Raw genomic sequence first — 22278 nt, 5'->3', positions numbered from 1 at the left:
TTACGTCATAGAGGGTGTAACAATAACAACAGCTATTGAACCAGCAACCTAGAGCTGAATTTGAAAGGAGCAACAAAAATGAAACATAAAAAACTATTGGTCCTTGTAACTGCAGTTGGACTGCTTGGAACGTCAGCGGCGGTCGGGGCAAGCGGATTAGTGAGCAAGGTGAACGGGATATTCCATAAAGAAATAAATATATCCGTCAATGGAAAAGACACGAGCATGCACCCTGTTTATATTGATGGCAAAGCTTACTTGCCTGCGCGTGATGCGGCAGCGGCGTTCGGTTTTAACTTGAATTGGAGTACTAATGGTAAAACAATCGAGTTCACTGGACAAGGTGAGGAGAAGGTGGAATACGCTAAAATGCTGGGAGTCATCGTTGATGTTAAGCCGACAGATGATGGGCAATATCGAATTGAGGCACTTGGCAAAGGAAACACCAGTTGGATAATTCTTTACGCTGATAAGGATACGATATTGACGAATGAAAGCGGTGAAGCCTTTGCTGCTAAGGATTTGAAAGCTGGAACTCGTATTCAAGCAGAGTATGGTCCGGTTGTGGCAATGAGCTTCCCGGGTCAATCGCATGCTCATAAAATCATAGTGGGAAGCGAAAGTCTTGTTAAAGAAGATGTGATTCAATCAGTCGAGAAAACGGAAGACGGCTGGCAGGTAAGCTTCGGGAAGGATGGCGTAGCTACTCCGGAATTAATCTTAAACGGTGGCAAGGAAACTAGTGTATTGTCCTTCCAGGGTGAATCAGTGAAATGGGAGGACCTTAAAGCAGGAACTAAAGTGCGTGCCTATTATGGTCCAGGCACGACAAGGAGTATTCCTCCTCAAAGTCCGCTTCACTACTTAGTCGTTCTGACAGATGATGCTACTTCTGCCCCGCTAGGTAAGCTATCCGCAGAAGTCGCGCAGCAATATCGTGAGCTCGCATGGAGCATTCTTCCGACAGAACAGAAGTCCCATTTGACGACTAAAAAGGACGATGCGCAAGTCGCGATTATTGAATCGAATAATGCAGCTATTATAGCGGTAACCGATGCTCAGAAGAAAAAACTGGCTGAATTAAAAGCGGTTAATGCCCCACTGATTGAAATCAAATACAACACGGATCAAGATGAATTGATTGGACCGTTGCAAATGGCAATTGATCCTGTTACTAAGGAGCTTGTGGGATACTTTATACGTAGGTAAGGAAAGCTCATATGAGATCAAACCCGGGGACTTCTCTCGGGTTTTTTCTGTTGACAAGGGTTATTTTCGGAAAGCTATGCACGTTTATTAGAGTCCCGCACGAATCGGTTGGATTATGGTATAATAAATTACAGTATGTCTTGCCAAGTAAACGGAACAAAAAGCCCATAGTGGCAACGGAGGATGAGGTAAAGTGTTAGACCGTCTGCAAATATTGGCGGATCGATATGAGAAGCTTAACGAATTGCTTAGCGATCCCGATGTGGTTAACGACTCAACGCGACTGCGTACTTATGCCAAGGAGCAATCTGGGCTTGAGGATGCTTATCGCGCTTATGAAGAATACAAGCTAGTGCTTACCCAACTGCAGGATGCTAAAGTGATGCAGGAAGATAAATTGGACGATGAAATGCGCGAGATGGTAAAGATGGAAATCGACGAGCTTGATACTCGTCGGACTGAGCTTGAGGAAGAGGTTCGTTTTCTACTTTTACCGAAGGATCCCAACGATGGTAAAAATGTTGTCGTGGAAATCCGTGGAGCTGCTGGTGGAGAGGAAGCAAATCTCTTTGCAGCGGAGCTCTATCGTATGTATGCCAAGTATGCAGATAGTCAAGGCTGGCGTACCGAGATGCTGGAGTCAAGCGTGAGTGATCTTGGCGGATTTAAAGAGGTTATTTTCACGATTAGTGGTCAGGAAGCTTTCCGCAAGATGAAATATGAGAGCGGAGCACACCGGGTTCAACGGGTTCCTGAGACGGAGTCTGGTGGACGGATCCATACGTCTACTTCCACAGTCGTTGTTATGCCTGAAGCGGAAGAATTGGACATTGTCATTCATGATAAGGACATTCGAGTCGACACCTTCTGCTCAAGCGGAGCTGGAGGTCAGTCGGTTAATACGACTAAATCTGCTGTACGTGTAACCCACGTTCCTACGGGGATCGTAGCGACTTGTCAGGACGGTAAATCCCAGAACGACAACAAAGATAAGGCTCTTCAAGTGCTTCGCACACGGATTATGGACGTTAAACGCCAAGAAGAGGAAGCCAAATATTCGGGAGAGCGTCGGGAGAAGGTCGGTACAGGCGATCGGAGCGAGCGTATTCGGACTTATAACTTCCCACAAAGCCGTGTAACCGATCACCGTATCGGGTTGACACTTCACCGTCTAGATTACGTTCTTAATGGTGATATGGAAGAGATCGTTAAAGCCTTGTCTCTTGCTGAACAAGCGGAGATTCTGGAACGTGAGCAACTGAAGTAAGCTAGGAGGCACTTAGCGTGAACATAGAACATGAGCCTAAGCCTCTAACGTTAGGGAGTGCTTGGCGAGAGGGTGCGAAACGTTTACGCCAAGCCGATGTAGAAGAAGCAGACGCAGATGCGGAGCTTCTTCTTCTTTATTTGCTTGGAATAAATAAAACAGTTTTACTTCGCGATTTACGTGAGCCTTTTCCAGAAACAAAGCTAGAAGAGTGGAATAGCCTGCTCCAACGTAAAAGAAACGGCGAGCCCGTACAGTATATTATCGGAGAGCAATACTTTTATGGCAGGGCGTTCGAGGTTACCTCTTCGGTACTCATTCCTCGTCCGGAAACGGAGCTGTTAGCTGAGGCTATTTTGAACATAGCTGATGTATTATGGCCTGCATCGGATTTTAATGAGATGAATGGTTTGACCTTATTAGATGTCGGTACGGGAAGTGGGATATTGGCCATTACCATGGCATCAGAGCGTCCTAACTGGCGGATTACGGCGTCGGACTTATCGAGAGAGGCTCTAGCAGTTGCTGGTCGTAACGCAGGGCTTAACGGGGTAGAGGAGCGAATTGAATTCGTACAGGGTGATCTGCTACAGCCGTTTATTGCTAGGGATGAATTGGATGATCCGAAAATCATCGATATTTTAGTGTCTAATCCGCCGTATATTCCTTCCTCAGACATTCCTCATTTGCAAAGGGAGGTAAAGGATCATGAGCCTTTGCTTGCGCTGGATGGTGGGGAGGATGGCTTAAATCCGTATCGAATCATGTCCGGACAATTACGACAATTGCCACAGCTTCCTCGGCTAGTCGGATGGGAAGTAGGGGCAGGACAGGCCGAAGATGTTGCTGAGTTACTTCGAGCTGTTACAGACTGGGATGAGATTCGATTCATTAAGGACTATGCTGGAATAGATAGACATGTAATCGCCATAAAATAGAGAAAGACCGCGATATCCGGGCGACGGATTAAGCGGTCTTTATTAATTATAAAGATATAGATATAGATATAGATATAGATTTAGATTGGCTTAGCTAGACGGCTTCTCGCAGTTTGTTCTAGTAATGTTTTAGCGATTTCACCTAACAAGAGCTCGTGTCTTTCGTGCTTATGTCTTGAATCTGTAACGTCTTCTCTCACATAACCAACGGTCTCAAAAGTCGCGTCTAGCTTCAGATCCATGCGTTCCGTTCGTACATCAATCCGCGTCGTTGTAGATTCTAGGCTGATGACCTTAGTATCTAATTGGAAGACGGAAGTTTCCAGGCTGCTCACTCTAACTTCTAAATTATCCATACTGACTTTCAGAGCATACACGTCGTCCTTAAGAAGTTGTACGTCTTCCTTAAGCACATGAACATCATCCTTAAGAAGTTGTACGTCTTCCTTAAGCGCATGGACATCATCCTTAAGAAGTTGTACGTCTTCCTTAAGCGCATGTACATCGGCCTTAAGCTCATGCACATCATCTTTCAATACACGAATATCCTGCTTCATCTCACTCATGTCTACTTGTAGCGTAGTCACGATATCTAGAATCTTGAGCATAATTGGTTGTTCCACGTTCTGGCCTCCTCGCCCGTGTCAAAAGCTTCATTTTGACCGGTGCTTCCGGATCTTAACTGTATGTTATCATAGGTGGTTTTGGGCGTCCACAACCACTTCTTGCAAGGGACCAGGAACTGTTCATCAACTAAGAAATGGCAGCTAATATTCCCCAATCTCTCGAAAATTTATTTTGCTAGGTTTATAGAGTCCAAATCGGGACATAATGATGGCTAAGACGTTCCGGAACGCATAGCGATGCACTGACGGGTGCTTCAAGGAGAGAAAACCTATGCGATTTAGCCATCATTCCCATTCATTCTTTTTTCGTACAATTAGCCAAATCACGATGATGTTTTTTGCACTTTTTTTAGGGATTACCGCATTAATCGGGCAATTTGCATCGGCTAATACTAGTCAACTCATTCCTGATGATGCTATACGTATTCGTATTATCGGCAACTCTGACAGTGAATCAGACCAAACCTTTAAATATAATGTGCGTGACGATGTAGCGGCTTTTATTGAGTCTTGGGGTCAAATGCCTGGCTCACACGATGAAGCCCGCAATTTAATTAAAGCTCGTTTGCCGGAAATACAGCAGCTCGTGGATAAGAAGCTTCGTGAGAACGGAATATCTTACGGCGGAGTAGTAGAGCTAGCGAAGGTTCCTTTTCCTGAAAAAATGTTCGATAGTGCTAAATACGCAGCAGGAGACTATGAGGCGTTACGGATTACACTTGGCGAAGGTGCGGGGGCGAACTGGTGGTGCGTATTGTTTCCACCCTTGTGCTTAACGGCAGCTACCGCGGCGGATGACGACAAGGCATCAGAGGTCCAGATTAAATCTTTAGTAAAAACCAAAGATCAAGCTGATGCAAAAGTGGAAGAGGCTTCATCTGCCCCCAGCGAGGAACCGAAAGCGAAGTTTTTCCTGTGGGAGATCATTGAGAAGCTGTTTGCGTTCATTATGTCCTTATTCTAAAGGCTGCTGTGCTATAATAAACGCAAAATAGGATGATCTCCGTTCGAAACTGGTGATCATTAAGGATGGAATACAACATGAAGGTAAATACGAGCTATTGGCCACCAGAGCAAGTACAAAGAGGAATCCAGGAAGCCGCCGCGGTGCTTGCCGCTGGCGGCGTTGTTGCATTTCCGACAGAGACGGTTTACGGACTTGGTGGAGATGCTAGAAATTCAGAAGCCGTTAAACAGATTTTTGCCGCGAAGGGACGCCCTTCTGATAATCCGCTTATTGTACATTTGGCAATGGCCGAAGATGTGCTTGAGTTAGTAGAGCGGGTAAATGAAGTGGAGAAAAAGCTAATGTCAGCCTTCTGGCCTGGCCCGCTAACTTTAGTGCTTCCAGTGCGAGAAGGAGCCGTCTCCCCAATAGTCACAGCTGGATTGAATACTGTGGCGGTTAGAGTGCCTGCGAACGAAATAGCTAGACAGCTCATTGAGCAATCAGGCTGTCCGTTGGCGGCTCCAAGTGCAAATCGTTCAGGTAGACCTAGTCCAACGCTGGCTAGGCACGTGAAGGAGGATTTAAACGGCCTAATCAATGGAGTGCTCGACGGGGGGGCGACTGGTGTTGGTTTAGAATCTACCGTGGTACAAGTGGTAGATAATCAGGTTCATATCCTAAGACCGGGTGGAGTTACACGGGAGCAATTGCAACTGGTCTTAGGAACAAGGGTTCAAATATTTAAGCCAACGCCAATAGAAGAACAAACAGCCACAGCATTAAGTGGCGGCGAAATTACTTCTCAGACTAACTCTGCCCAACCCCCGCGGTCACCTGGCGTAAAGTACGCTCATTACGCTCCCAAGGGTGACATGCTTCTCGTAACAGGAGATCCCAATAAGGTTATCTCGTTCATTCAGGCTAAGGCTGTAGACGCACAGCGACGAGGATATCGAGTGGCCATTCTGTCCTGCTCAGAGCATGCTTCATATTATAAGGCTGAAGCTGTATTTGATTGCGGTCCTCTCGCCGAACCAGATAAAGCAGCCCAATCCTTATATGCCTTATTGCGCGAATGTGATGAACAAGAGCTAGGATTTATCATCGCAGAAGGCTACATTGAAGATGGTATTGGAGCCGCGCTTATGAATCGGCTTCGAAAAGCGGCAGGTGGACATGAAGTAGTCGTCTAAAATCCTGCATAGAGTTATCCTTAGTAAGTTACTGCCCTGGTGTGCATGTTCATCTTTTCATCCGCATATGTTTGAAAAGAGGACAAGGTACAATGCACGTATGTGACAACCATTCATTACACGAATGGTCGCACAGAGGGGGACAAACTATGTTTGACGTGTCCGCGGCGGCAACCGGACAAATACTAACGATAATCTTGATGGCGATTGCTCTGGGTATGGATGCTTTCTCGTTGGGGGTTGGAATCGGCTTGAAGGGCGTTCGACTACTTGATATCCTTAAGCTAAGCTCCATTATCGCCCTTTTCCATGTTCTGATGCCACTTGGTGGAATGATTACTGGGCAATATGTAAGTGGATTACTGGGAGGGATTGCGACCTCTGCGGCAGGTGCGTTACTTTTATTGCTCGGGGGACATATGGTATACAGCTCCATTCGAGGAGGAGCGGTGCATTCCTTTGATCACCGTACGATATGGGGGATGCTCGTCTTTTCCGTTAGCGTGAGCATTGATTCTTTTTCAGTTGGTGTTTCTTTAGGGATGTTTTCCGCACACGTGCTTCTTACGGTTCTGATGTTTGGTTTGTTCGGGGGATTAATGAGTGTGCTCGGTTTGATGATAGGAAGAAGGGCGAGCCGTTCCATGGGAGGATATGGAGAGGCACTTGGCGGTGTCATTTTGTTCGCATTTGGTCTATTATTTCTAGTATGAGCTTCAAAACTCAACCAAGAGTACTGGGGGGGAGAAAATGAACCGAGTTTTAATTGTATGTACGGGTAATACTTGCCGAAGTCCGATGGCCGAAGCCATGCTTAAGGATTTGGCCGAGCGTAGCGGAAAGCCGATAGAAATTCGTTCTGCTGGTGTTGCTACTGCTAACGGGTTACCAATTTCTTCTCACGCAGCTGTGACACTTAGAAAACGAAACCTTGCTTTGCCTGGAGCATCTACGATGTTGTCGGCAGATGAGGTTGTTTGGGCAAATTTAATATTAACAATGACTGCCGGACATAAACGAGCGATTTTGCAGCGTTTTCCCGAAGCTTTGTCCAAGACCTTTACGCTTAAGGAATATGCTTTGCGGGGAGACCCTGTCATGGATGATGTGGCCGAGGCTGAGCAATTGTACTCAGAGTGGCAGGTTAGACAAGCCTTAGGCCAGAACCTAAGCACGGAACAGCGTGCACGTCTGTTCGAGCTCCAACGCAACATACCCGACTTTGACATCGCGGACCCGTTCGGAGGTCCCTTAACACTATATGAGCAATGCGCAGATGAGATAGAAGATATTTTATTGACATTAGTCGACAAGCTAGACTCAGATTTCAAAGATCGGTGATTGATTTTTGCTTCGTCCTTGGTTATGATAAAGCTACAACTTCAAGGTTCCGATGTAACTGGCGACGACAAGTGGAGCAAACCACGGTGGAGCATCGGAATGACGGCCGGTCGCCTGGGCAAAGAGCAACGTGCGTAAGCACGTGTGCTCTTTTTTGACTTTATTTGCTGAAATCCTAGGTGTGAAGGAGATGGTCCAGCGTCCTTAACATACTTTGGCCCAGCTGTTTGAGACAGGTGAATTCAGGTATAATACCCTTATTGTCATCTGTGCGACAGCCAAGCTATAGGGAGGTCTTGTCATGGCTTCAAATTCTCAATTTATAGCCGATCAAGTGGAGCTTTTGCTTTCTGAACTGGTGCAAACGAGTGGATTGCGCGCAGGGCAGATGATCGTGATGGGAGTCAGTACAAGTGAGGTGCAGGGTCATCATATCGGCACTTTGGGCACGGAGATTGTAGCAGAGCAAATTCACATCGGTGTTCAGAAGGCTCGGGAGCAATTTGATTTTCAAGTGGTATGGCAATGCTGCGAGCATTTGAACCGAGCACTTGTAACCGAGCGTGTCCTAGCGGAAGCGCAAGGCTGGACGGAAGTGTCTGCTGTACCTGTTCCCAAGGCTGGTGGTTCGATGGCTTCATTCGCCTATCGGCAGATGAAAGATCCTTGTCTGGTGGAATACGTTCAGGTTCATGCTGGAATGGATATCGGCGAGACAATGATTGGGATGCACCTTCGTCCTGTTGCTGTGCCACTGAGACCAACAATTCGCTTGATTGGTCAGGCGAGAGTGAATATGGCAATGACTCGTCCGAGATTGATTGGTGGGTCACGCGCTGAATATTTCTTGCCAGATAAGCAAGCCAGTGAGCTTTTGAAACAATCACCTAGCAATGAAGTAATGCCGAAAATTTGTGATTAATGAAATAAAATTATAAAACATTTGGGAGGATTTACTACTATGTTGGAAAACTTACGTAAGCAGGACCCTGAAATTGTTAAAGCTCTTAACTTGGAATTGCAGCGTCAACGTGACAATATTGAATTGATTGCCTCTGAAAATATCGTAAGTGAAGCGGTTCTGGAAGCGATGGGTACCGTGCTGACAAACAAGTATGCAGAAGGCTATCCAGGCAAGCGTTACTATGGCGGTTGTGAGTATGTAGACATTCCTGAACAAATCGCTCGTGACCGTGCGAAGGAATTGTTTGGTGCAGAGCATGCTAACGTACAGCCTCACTCTGGCGCACAAGCGAATTTGGCTGTTTACTTGGCAGTACTTAAGCCAGGAGATACAGTTCTGGGTATGAATCTTGCTCATGGCGGACATTTAACACATGGTAACCCTGCCAATGCTTCAGGTTTGCTATATAACTTCGTTGCATATGGTGTAGATGAGAAAACTTTCACGATTGACTATGATGAAGTGCGCAAAGCTGCTTTCAAGCACCGTCCTCGTCTTATCGTTGCTGGTGCATCCGCATACCCTCGTACGATTGATTTCGCTAAACTGGGTCAAATCGCTAATGACGTAGGCGCTCTATTCATGGTTGATATGGCTCATATTGCAGGATTGGTTGCTGGTGGTGAGCACCCGAGTCCAGTACCACATGCACATTTTGTTACAACAACGACTCACAAAACCCTTCGTGGACCACGCGGCGGTTTGATCCTTTGTCGCCAGCCTTGGGCGGCTGCAATTGATAAAGCAGTATTCCCAGGTACGCAAGGCGGACCGCTTATGCACATCATCGCTGCTAAAGCAGTAGCTTTCGGCGAAGCTCTTGAGCCGTCCTTTAAAGATTACGCTCGTAACGTTGTTGTTAATGCTAAAGCATTGGCTGAAGCTCTTGTTGCTGAAGGCTTAAACATTGTGTCTGGAGGAACAGACAACCACTTGATGCTGATCGATACTCGCAGCTTGAACATTACTGGTAAAGTGGCTGAGCACGTTCTGGATTCCGTAGCCATCACAGTTAACAAGAACGCAATTCCTTTTGACCCAACTAGTCCGTTCGTTACTAGCGGTATTCGGATTGGTACTCCTGCTGTTACTACTCGCGGTATGGGAACAGAAGATATGAAAACTATTGCTAAAGTTATCGCTCTAACACTGAAAAACCCGGAAGATCAGGCGACGCTTGAGAAAGCGCGTGGACTTGTAGCTGAGCTGTCTAGCAGATATCCACTTTACCCGACATTAGGGTATTAATTCTGGATTAAAATAGCATCATTGATTTATGATGAACAAACCGGGAGCCAATTCACATTGGTTTCCGGTTTGTTGTTGTTTTACAGCCAATCATTCAAAAATAAGCCTCTGATTCGACGAATGGAATAGCTTTTGATGCTTGTGAGGGAGATTGACGGATGTTATGCACCCATTCGGAGACAATGATATAATGTACGGGCAAGATACATAGGGAAGCGACCGATAAAATGTAGAACGAAATAGATCTATCGGTTCGTATGAGAAAGGGAAGAACATTATGGGGCAACTCGTCATTTGCGATCATCCGCTGATTCAACACAAAGTAACTTTTATTCGTGACAAAATGACCAATACAAAACAATTTCGCGAGCTAGTCGATGAAGTGTCCATGCTTATGGCTTACGAAATTACGAGGGATGTTCAGCTTTCACCTGTGCGGGTGGATACGCCAGTACAGACAACGGAAGGTAAGGTAATTGCCGGAAGAATGCTGGGGCTGATTCCTATTCTTAGAGCTGGGCTCGGAATGGTTGACGGAGTACTGAGAATTATTCCTTCCGCTAAGGTTGGGCACATTGGGTTGTATAGAGATCATGAAACCTTACAGCCAGTCGAGTACTATTGCAGTCTTCCATCGGACGTTACAGAGAGGGAACTGATCGTCATTGATCCTATGCTCGCAACTGGGGGGTCGGCGAATGCGGCACTTGATATGCTGAAAAAGAGAGGCTGTCGACCAACGAAGCTGATGTGCCTGATTGCTGCGCCAGAAGGGGTTAAGGCAGTACAGGAGCAGCATCCGGAAATTGATATTTACTTGGCAGCTTTAGACGAGAGATTAAATGAGCATGGCTATATCGTGCCAGGTCTTGGAGACGCAGGCGATCGGCTATATGGAACGAAGTAGCAATGTGTGTGAAAGATGCGTTTATTCTTGCCATGAAAACAAGCGCGCGGTAGTGTTGCAGTGTTTGGGCATGTTATAAGGGGAGATAACTAGAGTGAGCAATAAAATAAAAGTAATGACGATTTTTGGGGTCCGTCCTGAGGCTATCAAGATGGCTCCGCTTATACTGGAGCTTCAGAAGTATCCCGAGCAGATAGAGCCTCTAGTATGCGTGACGGCACAGCACCGCCAGATGCTGGATCAGGTGCTAGAGGTATTCGCTATTAAACCAGATTACGATCTGGATATTATGCAGGCAAGTCAGACTCTGAATGATATTTCTATACGTGTGCTTCAAGGGCTTGAGCCCGTGCTAAGAGAAGCAAAGCCGGACATAGTGCTCGTTCACGGTGATACGCTAACGACTTTCTTAGCTAGCTATGCAGCGTTCATGCAGCAAATTAAGGTAGGCCATGTCGAAGCAGGCTTACGCACATGGAATAAGCTTTCCCCCTACCCCGAGGAAATGAACCGACAGCTGACTGGTGTTTTAGCTGATTTGCATTTCGCTCCTACGCAATGGTCAGCAGGTAATCTACGTAAAGAAAACAAAAGCGAAGATCAGATTTATATTACAGGCAACACCGTTACCGATGTATTTCAATACACAGTAAAATCTGATTTCACACATCCTGTCCTAGATTGGGCAGCGGGTAAGAGACTTATCCTAATGACAGCGCACCGCCGCGAATCGCAAGGTGAACCACATCGTCAGATTTTCCGTGCAGTTAAGCGGATTGCTGACGAATTCGAGGATATTGCAATCGTCTATCCGGTTCATCCAAGCCCGGCAGTACGGGGCCCCGCTCAAGAGATTCTTGGCAACCATCCCCGCATCAAGCTAATTGACCCTCTTGATGTTGTTGAGCTTCATAACTTCTATCCACATACCCACCTCATCTTAACTGATTCTGGTGGTCTGCAGGAAGAAGCCCCGTCCTATGGTGTTCCAGTTCTCGTCCTAAGGGATACGACAGAGCGTCCAGAAGGAATTGGTGCAGGTACGCTTGAGCTAGTTGGAACGGATGAAGAGAAGGTTTATAGCCGGGCACACGCATTGCTTACTGACCCGAATCTCTATGCTCAAATGAGTCAAGCGGCAAATCCATATGGAGATGGACAAGCTTCTAAGAGGATTGTTGCCTCCATTCTTCATCATTTTCTTCATTTGAAGCGGCCTGAACAATTCTCTCGCTAATCATTTTACTCGGACTATTTTTGCCAATTTTCGTAAAGTCGGTTCCGCTTGGTTGGGAAAACAAGGGGAGCGCATTTATTAAAGAGGCTGAAACGTACAGCGTACAGCGGAACTGTATGGTTTGGAAGTCCGAGAACTCCCGTTATTAGAGGGTTTGTGCAGTTGACGTTCACATAAAATTTGAATTTCGTTTAATTGACAAATGGGCTAAAGCAAAGCTACAATATATCGTGGAACATGGGTAGAAAGGGCTTACGCGAGCCTCTTAGACTCAAGGTGACGAAGGAGTGACGAATCGTGGCGAATTCCCCGCAACGGACCCCGCAAGATGATAATCCTTGGCGGGCAGCCGGACTCGTTATGGCCATCGGCGCAGAGCTAGCCATATTAATCGGTCTCGGTTGGTGGTTAGGCGTTATGTATGATGATAGCAACGGCACTGAGTACGGTTATTTGACCGGATTCATTGTTGGACTGATTGCGGGAATCGGTTCTGCCGTAGGGCTTATCCGCAAATATGCGGGGGGCAAGAAGTTATGATGGATGATTTACCAGTAGTTACGCGCAAGATCAGTCGTATTATGTTCTTTTTTTTGTTCTTAGGTTGCTTAGGCTGGGCCATTCGTCCAGAGCTTAAGGCAGTCTTCGGTGGCTTTCTAATTGGAGCGTTAGGTAGTCTTCTGTTTACGTGGCAGCTTGCTTGGAAAATCGTTCGTATAGCGGACATGGCAGTCGGGGGAAGAAGAGCCCGCGGATTCGGATTTATGACCCGTGCAGCGCTCGCCTTACTCGCAGCTGTAATCTCGGTACGAACGCTTGGTTACAATCCGGCGGCAACAGTAGCAGGTTTAATTATGGCTCCAATGGCAACACTCGTACTGGGTTTAACGTCCATTCGCCGCATGCGTGGTGGACATCCCTCCGATGAAAGGGGTGAAAAGCAATAGTATGGATCATTTAGTACCCATTATTAAGGTTTTTGGCATCGAATTCGATTTAGCGGCCATTATGATGGTTGTAATATCCAGCTTAGTCGTCTTCATTCTTGCCAGACTGGCCGTACGCAATTTATCGGTTGAAAATCCGGGTAAGCTGCAGAATTTCTTGGAATGGGTCGTCGAATTCGTGTCGAGTATTATTGGCATGGCAACCGATTACAAGAGAGGTCGAGTCTATCTAGGCCTTGGCTTAGCGCTGATTATGTACATTTTTGTCAGCAATATGCTTGGATTGCCATTCGGGATCGTTACCGAAGCGCATGATAATCATATTCCAGTTGTCCTTGGGCAGGAGCTTATTATTAGGGGAGAAGCGCCTGAGCATATGGCTTGGTTATGGTGGAAATCGCCAACAGCTGATATGGCAATGACAATGGCGCTTGCATTGACGGTCATTGGATTGTCTCATATTCAAGGCTTACGCCACAACCGCAAGCACTATCTTAAGCACTATTTTCAACCGTGGCCTTTCTTCCTGCCTATCAATTTAATTGAGACAGCTGCGAAGCCACTGACGTTAGGTCTTCGTCTATATGGTAATATCTACGCGGGCGAAGTGATGATCGGTATCATCTTGGGTATGGGTTGGTTCGGTATACCGGCACTGATTGTATGGCAGGGCTTCAGTATATTCGTCGGCGCTATTCAGGCATTCGTGTTTACAATGTTAACTATGGTTTACATCGGTCAAGCTAGTATTCACGAAGAAGGACATTAATCAATTAAAAACAAACTTAAACTTTCGAGGAGGATTTACAAATGGTATACGGTCTTTTAGCAGCAGCAATTGTTTTTGGTCTTGGTGCGTTTGGTGCAAGTATTGGTAACGGTATGATCTTCAGCAAAACAATCGAAGGTATTTCCCGTCAGCCTGAGCTTCGTGGTTCTTTGCAAACGACTGCATTCATCGGTGTTGGTCTCGTTGAGGCATTGCCGATCATCTCTCTAGTTCTTGCGTTTATCTTGATGGGTCAAGCTGAGTAGATTATGAATTAGGCGGGGAGTGCCATTTTGCCTCCACGCCTTCGTTTTGCAAGGCATGTAGAAATGAAAGCCAAGAACAGCTGTGTGAAGGGAGTGAAGGTCCGTGTTAGAAAGTATTGTGTGGAGCAACTTTTTCGTCCAATTGGTTGCTTTCGTGATATTGTTCCTCCTGCTGCAACGTTATGCATTCAAACCGTTGTTTGACATTATGGAGAAGCGTCGCCAGATGGTTCTGGAGCAAATGAACAGTGCTGAGAAAAATCGGACAGAAGCGGATCAATATATCGAAGAGCAGAAGCAAGCTCTTCAGCAAGCTCGCAAGGAAGCTTTTGAAATCGTTGAGCAATCGAAGTCCATGGGATCTAGACAAGCTGATGAAATTATTAAAGCTGCACAGAACGAGTCTACTCGACTTAAAGAGGATGCGCTTCGTGACATCGAAGCTGAGAAAAACAATGCAATTGCATCGTTGAAAGCACAGGTTAGCGGCTTGTCCGTCCAGATCGCTTCCAAAATTATCGAGAAACAAGTTGATGAGCAATCTCAGAAGCAGCTTGTTGATAAATATTTGCAAGACGTAGGGAATAAGTCATGAGCCGCGGTACGGTAGTAGCGAAGCGTTACGCCAAAGCGCTGTTCCAGCTTGCACAGCAAAAGGGACTCGTAGCGGAAACAGAAACTCAGCTAAAATTAATCGTTGATGTCGTGGAAAGCAATGCCGATTTTCGCGCATTCCTTGCGGCACCTAACATTACTTTTGAGATTAAGAAGCAAACACTTGTTCAAGCCTTTGGTGCAGAAGCTTCCCCAATCGTCCTTAACTTGGTCAGCTTGCTGATTGAACGTGGACGTGAAGGTGAATTGTCTGCAGTGTTGACCGCTTATCTGCAGGTTGCGGGTGAAGTATTAGGTCGCGCAGACGCTCATGTGATTACTGCTCAGGCTATGACTGACAGTGAGAATTCCAAATTAGCGGAAAAATTCGGTGCCTTGCTTGGCAAGACCATTCGGGTGACGAACTCAGTAAATCCTGAATTGTTAGGTGGGCTTACTATACGTATTGGCGATACGCTATACGATGGAAGCCTTAAAGGTAAGCTGGAACGTCTGGATAAAGCACTGCAATCGGCAGCTATTTAATTATAACAATACCATTTGTTAGCAATGGAGACAGGGGTGAACGAATTGAGCATCAAGCCCGAAGAAATCAGTACATTGATTAAACAACAGATCGAGCAATATCAATCCGATATTCAAGTCGTTGACGTAGGTACCGTCATCCAGGTCGGAGACGGAATCGCACGGGTTCATGGCTTGGAGAAATGTATGGCCGGTGAATTGCTTGAGTTTTCTAATGGAGTTGTGGGCATGGCCCTCAACCTTGAGGAAGATAATGTTGGTGTCGTCATCATGGGTCCATTCACAGGTATTCGTGAAGGTGATCAAGTAAAGAGAACGGGTCGTATTATGGAAGTTCCTGTCGGCGAAGCTATGCTCGGACGCGTTGTAAACGCTCTTGGTCAGCCTGTTGATGGTAATGGCCCGATTAAAACGACTAAAACTCGTCCAGTTGAATCTCCGGCTCCAGGCGTTATGGATCGGAAGTCTGTACACGAGCCAATGCAAACGGGTATTAAAGCTATCGATGCTATGATTCCAATCGGTCGCGGCCAACGGGAGCTCATCATCGGTGACCGTCAAACGGGTAAAACGACGATTGCTATCGATACAATCGTTAACCAAAAGGGTAACGGAGTAATTTGTATTTACGTTGCTATCGGACAGAAGCAATCTACTGTTCGTGGCGTTGTAGAAACTCTTCGTAAGCATGGCGCTCTTGATTATACAATTGTTGTTACTGCAGGTGCTTCGGAGCCTGCTCCACTCTTGTACCTCGCACCTTATACAGGCTGTTCGATGGGCGAGGAATTCATGTATAACGGTAAACACGTTCTGATCATCTATGATGATTTAACTAAGCAAGCATCTGCGTATCGTGAGCTTTCCTTGTTGCTCCGTCGTCCTCCGGGCCGCGAAGCTTATCCAGGAGACGTGTTCTATCTTCACTCCCGTCTGTTAGAGCGTGCAGCTAAGCTGAGTGATGAATTAGGCGGCGGTTCTATGACTGCATTGCCATTCATCGAGACGCAAGCGGGCGATGTATCTGCTTATATTCCGACCAACGTTATTTCCATTACCGATGGTCAAATCTTCCTTGAAGCTGATCTGTTCTATTCCGGTCAACGTCCAGCGGTTAACGTTGGTATCTCCGTATCCCGGGTAGGTAGCTCCGCACAAATCAAAGCAATGAAAAAGGTTGCGGGTACGCTCAAAACCGACCTTGCACAATATCGTGAGCTAGCAGCCTTCGCACAATTCGGCTCCGATCTCGATAAAGTTACGAAATCGCGTCTGGATCGTGGTATCCGTACGCTTGAAATTCTTAAGCAAGGCGTTAACCAACCTCTTTCGGTTGAACGCCAAGTCGTATCCTTGTACATCGTGACTAAAGGTCACACAGATGCGATTCCTGTTCAAGACGTTCGTCGTTTCGAAGCGGAATTCTTATCTTATGTGGATGCGAACCGTCCAGAAATCTTCAGCTCCATTCGTGATACTAAAGATTTGACACCTGAAACTGACAAATCCTTAGTAGACGCAATTGCAGCATTTAAGAAGAGCTTTGCCGTTACGGCGTAAGTATAAGCCAGGCCGCTTTATTCGGAATGTAACATTTAGCTTGAGCCGGGCTTGCTTAGGAAAGTCCGGCAATAAGGTGGTGACAACGATTGGCTAAAGGTATGCGCGAGATTAAGCGCTCAATTAAGAGTAAGCAGAATACGAAGCAAATTACTAAAGCGATGGAAATGGTTGCAGCTGCTAAGCTGAGAAAGTCTCAGGAGGCTGCACTTGCCGCGCGTCCTTATACGGACAAGATGAAGGAAGTTGTATCTAGCATCGCTTCTGGTGCCGGTGGTAGCAAGCATCCAATGCTGCAAAGCCGTCCAATTAAGAGAACAGCTTATCTGGTTATAACATCTGACCGCGGACTCGCTGGTGGTTATAACGCAAACATCCTTCGCAAGGTATTGCTTACAATTAATGAAAATCATAAATCCGCTGATGAGTATGCTGTATTCGTCATTGGTCGTAAAGGCCGCGATTTTTTCAAGCGTCGTAATATTACGATAGTTGAAGAAGTAACCGGAGTTTCCGACACACCGAAATTCTCGGATATTAAGGAGATTGCTGCAAAGGCTGTTCAGGGCTTTGAAGCTGGAACTTTCGATGAGCTCTATCTTGCTTATAACGAGTTTTTCAATGCGATTACGCAGGTACCAACACTCAAGAGGCTACTTCCACTAGGCCAAATTCAGGCAAGCGCAGACAAATCAGAATACGAGTACGAGCCGTCTTCGGAAGAAGTTCTAAATGTCCTTCTGCCGAAATATGCGGAGACACTCGTTTTCAGCGCAGTACTTGAAGGTAAAGCTAGTGAGTTCGGAGCACGGATGACAGCAATGGGTAACGCTACGAAGAATGCGACGAAGATGATTGCAGATCTTACGCTCACGTACAACCGTGCGCGGCAAGCGGCAATTACACAAGAAATCGCAGAAATCGTCGGCGGAGCAAATGCACAGCAATAAAATATGTGACGATGGATCAAGTCGCCTTAACGGGTAAGGATCTAATTGCACTTTAGGAGGTAAATCCATGAGCAAAGGGCGCGTTGTTCAGATTCTGGGACCGGTTGTCGATATCGAATTCGATCACGGTCACCTGCCTGACATTCTCAATGCGATTAAAATTGAAGCTAAAGCCGATAGCGCTAACGGACGCGACATTAGCCTAACGGTTGAAGTTGCAACGCATCTTGGCGATAATCTTGTACGTGCGGTTGCAATGTCCTCCACTGATGGTTTAGTCAGAGGAACGGAAGCTACTGATCTTGGCGTACCTATCACAGTTCCTGTTGGACCTGCAACGCTTGGTCGCGTATTTAACGTATTGGGCGATTCAATCGACGGTAAGGGTGTAGTAGATCGTACACATGCTAACCCGATTCACCGTGCGGCTCCGACATTTGAAGAGCTCACAACTCAAACAGAAATGCTTGAGACGGGAATTAAAGTCGTTGATCTGCTTGCTCCTTATACTAAGGGCGGTAAGATTGGTCTATTCGGCGGTGCCGGCGTAGGTAAAACTGTCCTCATGCAAGAGCTTATTCACAACATCGCTTCCGAGCATGGCGGTATTTCTGTATTCGCCGGTGTAGGAGAGCGTACTCGTGAAGGAAACGACTTGTATCATGAAATGACAGAATCCGGTGTAATCGCGAAATTGGCCATGGTATTCGGTCAAATGAACGAGCCTCCGGGCGCACGTATGCGTGTAGCACTAACAGGTCTGACTATGGCGGAATATTTCCGTGATCAAGAAGGCCGTGACGTACTTCTGTTCGTTGATAACATCTTCCGGTTCACGCAAGCGGGCTCTGAGGTTTCCGCATTGCTCGGCCGTATGCCTTCTGCGGTTGGTTATCAGCCTACATTGGCAACTGAGATGGGTCAGCTTCAAGAGCGGATTACTTCAACTAAGAAAGGTTCTGTAACGTCGATTCAGGCGATTTACGTTCCTGCCGATGACTATACAGATCCAGCTCCAGCTACAGCGTTCGCGCATCTTGATGCGACAACGAACTTGGATCGTAACATCGCTGCGATGGGGATTTTCCCTGCGGTTGATCCACTTGCTTCCTCTTCACGGATTCTGGCTCCAGAAATCGTGGGCGATGAGCATTATGCTGTTGCACAAGGCGTTAAGAAGCTGCTTCAGCGCTACAAGGAGCTTCAAGATATTATCGCAATCCTCGGTATGGATGAGCTGTCTGAGGAAGACAAGCAAGTCGTTCACCGTGCACGTCGTGTACAATTGTTCTTGTCTCAGCCGCTACACGTTGCCGAGGCGTTCAATGGTATTCCGGGCGTATATGCTCCGATCAAAGACACGATTCGTAGCTTTAAGGAAATCCTCGAAGGCAAGCATGACGATCTTCCAGAACCGGCATTCCATAATGTTGGCTCCATTGAAGATGCCGTCGAGAAAGCGAAGACACTCGCTGCTGCGGTTTAATCAGCCGCCGGTTTGGAGGAAACGATATGAGTACCTTACGGTTAGAAATCGTGACTCCGGAGCGCAAGGTTTACGAGAAAGACGTGAACATGGTTGTCGTCAAAGGTATTGCGGGTGAGCTAGGTATTATGCCACAGCATATTCCATTGGTAACACCATTGAAGGTCGCTCCGGTTAAAGCAAAGATCGGTAATGAGAATGAGTTCATCGCCGTTCACGGTGGTTTTATGGAAGTGCGCAAAGATAAAGTAGTTATTCTTGCAGAAGCAGCTGAGCTTGGATCGGACATTGATGTCTCACGTGCCCGCTTAGCCAAAGAACGCGCAGAACGCCGTCTTGCGCAGAAGCAGAATGATATTAATGCTCATCGCGCAGAGCTAGCACTACAACGTGCGATTAGCCGTTTGGAATCTCTCGGCGAAAAGTACCATATGTAGAAAAAAGCCCTTATTCAGATCAATTTGGTCTGGACAAGGGCTTTTTTAATACGATCAGAAAAGTATAAAATTACAGCAGTTGAACGCATTCGGAGTACAATAATCCTTCGCAAATAGTATCCCGAGACCGCCCACCGCCGTCAACCTCACTCCGAACGCAGTATCCCTCCGCAACCGCTATCCCGAGTGCCGCACACAGCAGCCAACCCGATTCCCATCCTGAGCATATACGAAAAGTTTTTTGCTCAGTTAATCAACTTCTTCCGAGCGTTCACAATGAGCCGCCAATCCAGACTTTCAGCCGAAATAAGGTACGGAGCGTTCACAATGAGCCGCTAATCCACACGTTCAGCCGAAATAAGGTACGGAGCGTTCACTATGAGCCGCTAATCCACACGTTCAGCCGAAATAAGGTACGGAGCGTTCACAATGAGCCGCCAATTCAGACTTTCAGCCGAAATAAGGTACGGAGCGTTCACAATGAGCCGCCAGTCCAGACCTTCAGCCGGAATAAGGTACGGAGCGTTCACTATGAGTCGCCAATTCAGACTTTCAGCCGAAATAAGGTACGGAACGTTCACTATGGGTCGCCAATTCAGACTTTCAGCCGAAATAAGGTACGGAGTGTTCACTATGGGTCGCCAGTGCAGACTTTTAGCCGAAATAAGGTACGGAGCGTTCACTATGAGCCGCCAATTCAGACTTTCAGCCGAAATAAGGTACGGAGTAGATTTAGAATAATAAGTGGACACCTCATAAGCGTATGCAGATAATAAATAACAAAGAGAAGAGGTGTCCGGCGTGGGAGAGATCAGACAAAGGTTTACGGATGAGTTTAAAGAGCAGACGGTCAGGTACATCCAGGAGCAGACAAAGACAATACCGCAGATCGCGGAGGAGTTAAGCATTCCAGCAGGGACGCTACAGCGTTGGATGTCCACACACCGTAAGTTTGAGAATGAACCTCTGTTAGATCGGGAGGCGATCCGTCAAAAAGATAAACAGATCCACGATCAAGAACTCGAAATTGAGGATCTGAAAGAAGAAATCGCGATCTTAAAAAAGGCCATGCACATCTTCAGCAAAGAAAGGAACTAAGGTTCCAATTCATTGAAGAGAATCGCTCCAATTTTCGAATGGAGAAGATGTGTGAAGTACTTGCTGTATCCCGGAGCGGTTACTACAAGTGGATTCAAGAGAAAGCCGTCGTAAGCAATTATCAGAAGCGCCGCAGAGAGCTAATTCGGCTTATCACATGGCATTTCATCGATTCTACTAATAGGTATGGCAGTCCTAAGATCACAAAACTTCTCCGAAACGACGGGTGGATCGTATCGGAACGAAGAGTGGGAAAACTCATGAAAGAGAATGGTTTGCGCTCCTGTGTATCTAAGAAATTCCGGGTGACCACCACCGACTCTAATCATGATCAGCCTATTGCACCAAACGTATTGAATCAGAATTTTAAGACAACCGCACCCAACAAGATTTGGGTGACTGACATTACGTATATCCCGTGCCGAGAGGGTCGATTGTACCTTGCTAGCGTCTTAGATTTGTATACACGGAAGATTGTAGGCTGGAAGCTCGCAAGCCGAATGACGACAGATTTGGTACTCGCAGCACTGGATCAGGCTTATGAATCCCACAATCCACCGGAAGGACTGATACACCATTCCGATCGAGGGTCGCAATATGCCTCTGAGGAATATCGTGAAAAACTTAAGCAATATGGTATGACAGCAAGCATGAGCCGCAAAGGAAATTGTTATGATAATGCCTGCATCGAATCTTTCCACAGCGTGCTGAAGAAGGAGTTTATTTACTGTACGAAGTTTCGGACCAAGGTGCAGGCACAACAAAAGATGTTTGAGTACATTGAGCTCTTTTATAACCGTAAGAGAATCCATGGTTCACTAGACTACGTATCACCTGTAAAGTTCGAAGCCATGTACTATAGCAATATGAACTAATTACGCTTAATGAGTGTCTACTTACTTGACAGAGGTCCAGAGCGTTCACTATGGGTCGCCAATCCTTACGTTCAGCCGTAATAAGGTGCCGAGTACGATTCGTTACAGCTTCTAAATGTTAGCGGAGAACCCGTTCATCATGGCTTAACATAAATGGGCTGTTATTTACGCTTGTTTTCAGTTCTGGTCAAGCATGACTTCTTCAAGCACTGATTCTTTTGGAGCCCCCAGGGGTAAGTTAAAAGAGATAAGGATAAGTGAATACTGGAGGGATACTTATGAGTAAACTGAATGACTCACTGAATGTGCAATTGTCTAATTGGTCGGTTCTTTACATTAAGCTTCACCACTTTCATTGGTATGTGAAGGGGCCACATTTTCCCGTGCTGCATGTTAAATTTGAAGAGCTGTACGAGCTAGCTGCCTTAAAGCTTGACGAGCTTGCGGAACGGATACTTGCAATCGAAGGCAGTCCAGTATCCACAATGAAGGAATTTTTATCGCTGGCCACGATTAAGGAAGCTGATAAAGCAAACTCCGAGAATGATATGCTTTCAGCAACAATAGCCGACTTACAGCAGCTGGTTAAAGGCTTGGAGGAAACGGCTGTTATTGCTGAAGAAAAAGCGAATGATGCGGCGACAGCAGATATTCTAACAGGCCAAATCGAAGAGCTTCAGAAACAAATATGGATGCTAAAATCAACGCTAGGCTAAGAGTGTCAGATAGGCGTATAGTAAGGAGCTGTTTCTTTAGGTATAAGCTAGCCTAAGGAGCAGCTCCTTTAATTTTAAAATAAGAATTTTGAATTAAATTGCAATTCCAATCAATTTCCAATGAAAACGCTTTTTTACATGGACGTGACTGGGAG

The 22278-nt window shown here is 46.3% G+C and carries 25 protein-coding genes, 1 pseudogene and 1 riboswitch; of the genes and pseudogenes, 24 read left to right on the top strand and 2 right to left on the bottom strand.

From position 1 onward, the window contains the following. Nucleotides 1-78 precede the first annotated feature (78 nt). From KCTCHS21_RS27980 to prmC, 3 genes are all read left to right on the top strand, one after another. Nucleotides 79-1209: a stalk domain-containing protein gene (locus tag KCTCHS21_RS27980; protein WP_130615574.1), complete on the top strand. Its 1131-nt coding sequence runs from the start codon at nucleotides 79-81 to the stop codon at nucleotides 1207-1209. A 193-nt stretch (nucleotides 1210-1402) separates the two neighbouring features. Beyond that, nucleotides 1403-2476 (top strand): peptide chain release factor 1, encoded by a 1074-nt coding sequence (prfA, locus tag KCTCHS21_RS27975; protein ID WP_130615572.1) that lies wholly within the window; start codon nucleotides 1403-1405, stop codon nucleotides 2474-2476. Between the two features lie 17 nt (nucleotides 2477-2493). Then, nucleotides 2494-3414 carry a peptide chain release factor N(5)-glutamine methyltransferase gene (gene prmC / locus KCTCHS21_RS27970; protein WP_130615570.1) on the top strand — a complete coding sequence of 307 codons (921 nt, stop codon included), beginning with the start codon at nucleotides 2494-2496 and terminating at the stop codon, nucleotides 3412-3414. An 80-nt stretch (nucleotides 3415-3494) separates the two neighbouring features. Here the strand turns inward: prmC and KCTCHS21_RS27965 are convergent, their stop codons facing one another. Beyond that, nucleotides 3495-4037, bottom strand: coding sequence for a hypothetical protein (locus tag KCTCHS21_RS27965; RefSeq protein ID WP_130615568.1), 543 nt, complete (start codon nucleotides 4035-4037; stop codon nucleotides 3495-3497). Between the two features lie 274 nt (nucleotides 4038-4311). On the opposite strand from KCTCHS21_RS27965, the gene KCTCHS21_RS27960 reads away from it, so the two are divergent. From KCTCHS21_RS27960 to KCTCHS21_RS27875, 18 genes are all read left to right on the top strand, one after another. Then, entirely contained in the window at nucleotides 4312-5004 is a 693-nt protein-coding gene (locus KCTCHS21_RS27960; protein WP_130615566.1) for a stage II sporulation protein R, read from the top strand. Nucleotides 5005-5081: 77 nt separating this feature from the next. After that, entirely contained in the window at nucleotides 5082-6182 is a 1101-nt protein-coding gene (locus KCTCHS21_RS27955) for an L-threonylcarbamoyladenylate synthase (protein ID WP_130615564.1), read from the top strand. Between the two features lie 149 nt (nucleotides 6183-6331). Next, nucleotides 6332-6895 carry a manganese efflux pump MntP gene (locus tag KCTCHS21_RS27950; protein WP_130615562.1) on the top strand — a complete coding sequence of 188 codons (564 nt, stop codon included), beginning with the start codon at nucleotides 6332-6334 and terminating at the stop codon, nucleotides 6893-6895. 37 nt (nucleotides 6896-6932) lie between these two features. Beyond that, on the top strand, nucleotides 6933-7523 hold the full coding sequence (locus KCTCHS21_RS27945; protein ID WP_130615560.1) for a low molecular weight protein arginine phosphatase: 591 nt from the start codon (nucleotides 6933-6935) through the stop codon (nucleotides 7521-7523). Nucleotides 7524-7567: 44 nt separating this feature from the next. Further along, a riboswitch (ZMP/ZTP riboswitch) is annotated at nucleotides 7568-7650 on the top strand. A gap of 174 nt (nucleotides 7651-7824) precedes the next feature. After that, nucleotides 7825-8445 carry a TIGR01440 family protein gene (locus KCTCHS21_RS27940; RefSeq protein ID WP_130615558.1) on the top strand — a complete coding sequence of 207 codons (621 nt, stop codon included), beginning with the start codon at nucleotides 7825-7827 and terminating at the stop codon, nucleotides 8443-8445. Nucleotides 8446-8487: 42 nt separating this feature from the next. Next, entirely contained in the window at nucleotides 8488-9735 is a 1248-nt protein-coding gene (locus tag KCTCHS21_RS27935) for a serine hydroxymethyltransferase (protein WP_130616742.1), read from the top strand. Between the two features lie 277 nt (nucleotides 9736-10012). Then, nucleotides 10013-10642: a uracil phosphoribosyltransferase gene (gene upp / locus KCTCHS21_RS27930; RefSeq protein ID WP_130615556.1), complete on the top strand. Its 630-nt coding sequence runs from the start codon at nucleotides 10013-10015 to the stop codon at nucleotides 10640-10642. A gap of 115 nt (nucleotides 10643-10757) precedes the next feature. After that, a complete protein-coding gene (wecB, locus tag KCTCHS21_RS27925) occupies nucleotides 10758-11879 on the top strand; it encodes a non-hydrolyzing UDP-N-acetylglucosamine 2-epimerase (RefSeq protein ID WP_130616741.1) in 1122 nt (373 codons plus the stop codon). 297 nt (nucleotides 11880-12176) lie between these two features. Next, nucleotides 12177-12419, top strand: a complete 243-nt coding sequence (locus tag KCTCHS21_RS27920; RefSeq protein WP_130615554.1) for an AtpZ/AtpI family protein — start codon at nucleotides 12177-12179, stop codon at nucleotides 12417-12419. Continuing rightward, a complete protein-coding gene (locus tag KCTCHS21_RS27915; RefSeq protein WP_130615552.1) occupies nucleotides 12416-12826 on the top strand; it encodes an ATP synthase subunit I in 411 nt (136 codons plus the stop codon). The genes KCTCHS21_RS27920 and KCTCHS21_RS27915 overlap by 4 nt, the downstream gene beginning before the upstream one ends. Further along, nucleotides 12804-13595: a F0F1 ATP synthase subunit A gene (gene atpB / locus KCTCHS21_RS27910; RefSeq protein ID WP_232057993.1), complete on the top strand. Its 792-nt coding sequence runs from the start codon at nucleotides 12804-12806 to the stop codon at nucleotides 13593-13595. Before KCTCHS21_RS27915 ends, atpB begins: the two co-directional genes overlap by 23 nt. Nucleotides 13596-13636: 41 nt before the next feature. Further along, on the top strand, nucleotides 13637-13861 hold the full coding sequence (gene atpE / locus KCTCHS21_RS27905) for a F0F1 ATP synthase subunit C (protein WP_094047624.1): 225 nt from the start codon (nucleotides 13637-13639) through the stop codon (nucleotides 13859-13861). A 103-nt stretch (nucleotides 13862-13964) separates the two neighbouring features. Next, complete coding sequence (gene atpF, locus KCTCHS21_RS27900) at nucleotides 13965-14456, top strand: F0F1 ATP synthase subunit B (protein ID WP_232057992.1); 492 nt, start codon at nucleotides 13965-13967, stop codon at nucleotides 14454-14456. Beyond that, entirely contained in the window at nucleotides 14453-15001 is a 549-nt protein-coding gene (locus tag KCTCHS21_RS27895) for a F0F1 ATP synthase subunit delta (protein WP_130615547.1), read from the top strand. The genes atpF and KCTCHS21_RS27895 overlap by 4 nt, the downstream gene beginning before the upstream one ends. Before the next feature lie 45 nt (nucleotides 15002-15046). Next, nucleotides 15047-16561: a F0F1 ATP synthase subunit alpha gene (gene atpA, locus KCTCHS21_RS27890; protein WP_130615545.1), complete on the top strand. Its 1515-nt coding sequence runs from the start codon at nucleotides 15047-15049 to the stop codon at nucleotides 16559-16561. 89 nt (nucleotides 16562-16650) lie between these two features. Further along, a complete protein-coding gene (gene atpG, locus KCTCHS21_RS27885; RefSeq protein WP_130615543.1) occupies nucleotides 16651-17511 on the top strand; it encodes an ATP synthase F1 subunit gamma in 861 nt (286 codons plus the stop codon). Nucleotides 17512-17578: 67 nt separating this feature from the next. Continuing rightward, the gene (gene atpD / locus KCTCHS21_RS27880; protein WP_130615541.1) at nucleotides 17579-18997 is read left to right on the top strand and encodes a F0F1 ATP synthase subunit beta; all 1419 of its coding nucleotides are present in this window, start codon (nucleotides 17579-17581) and stop codon (nucleotides 18995-18997) included. A 26-nt stretch (nucleotides 18998-19023) separates the two neighbouring features. Next, a complete protein-coding gene (locus KCTCHS21_RS27875) occupies nucleotides 19024-19434 on the top strand; it encodes a F0F1 ATP synthase subunit epsilon (RefSeq protein WP_130615539.1) in 411 nt (136 codons plus the stop codon). Between the two features lie 386 nt (nucleotides 19435-19820). Here KCTCHS21_RS27875 and KCTCHS21_RS27870 read toward each other — a convergent pair whose 3' ends face one another. Next, nucleotides 19821-20015 carry a hypothetical protein gene (locus tag KCTCHS21_RS27870; RefSeq protein ID WP_130615536.1) on the bottom strand — a complete coding sequence of 65 codons (195 nt, stop codon included), beginning with the start codon at nucleotides 20013-20015 and terminating at the stop codon, nucleotides 19821-19823. A 220-nt stretch (nucleotides 20016-20235) separates the two neighbouring features. Here KCTCHS21_RS27870 and KCTCHS21_RS31585 point away from each other — a divergent pair, with 220 nt between their 5' ends. The 3 genes and pseudogenes from KCTCHS21_RS31585 (at nucleotide 20236) to KCTCHS21_RS27855 (ending at nucleotide 22123) form a co-directional block, all read left to right on the top strand. Next, nucleotides 20236-20532 (top strand): transposase, encoded by a 297-nt coding sequence (locus KCTCHS21_RS31585; RefSeq protein WP_157994139.1) that lies wholly within the window; start codon nucleotides 20236-20238, stop codon nucleotides 20530-20532. A 2-nt stretch (nucleotides 20533-20534) separates the two neighbouring features. Then, a pseudogene (locus tag KCTCHS21_RS27860) lies at nucleotides 20535-21407 on the top strand (IS3 family transposase); the annotation flags it as partial. 278 nt (nucleotides 21408-21685) lie between these two features. Next, nucleotides 21686-22123, top strand: coding sequence for a Dps family protein (locus KCTCHS21_RS27855; protein WP_130615529.1), 438 nt, complete (start codon nucleotides 21686-21688; stop codon nucleotides 22121-22123). Nucleotides 22124-22278: the final 155 nt, after the last annotated feature.

Origin of the sequence: Cohnella abietis (assembly GCF_004295585.1) — a bacterium.
GTDB lineage: Bacteria > Bacillota > Bacilli > Paenibacillales > Paenibacillaceae > Cohnella > Cohnella abietis.
This window is presented reverse-complemented; position numbering and strand designations above follow the sequence as displayed.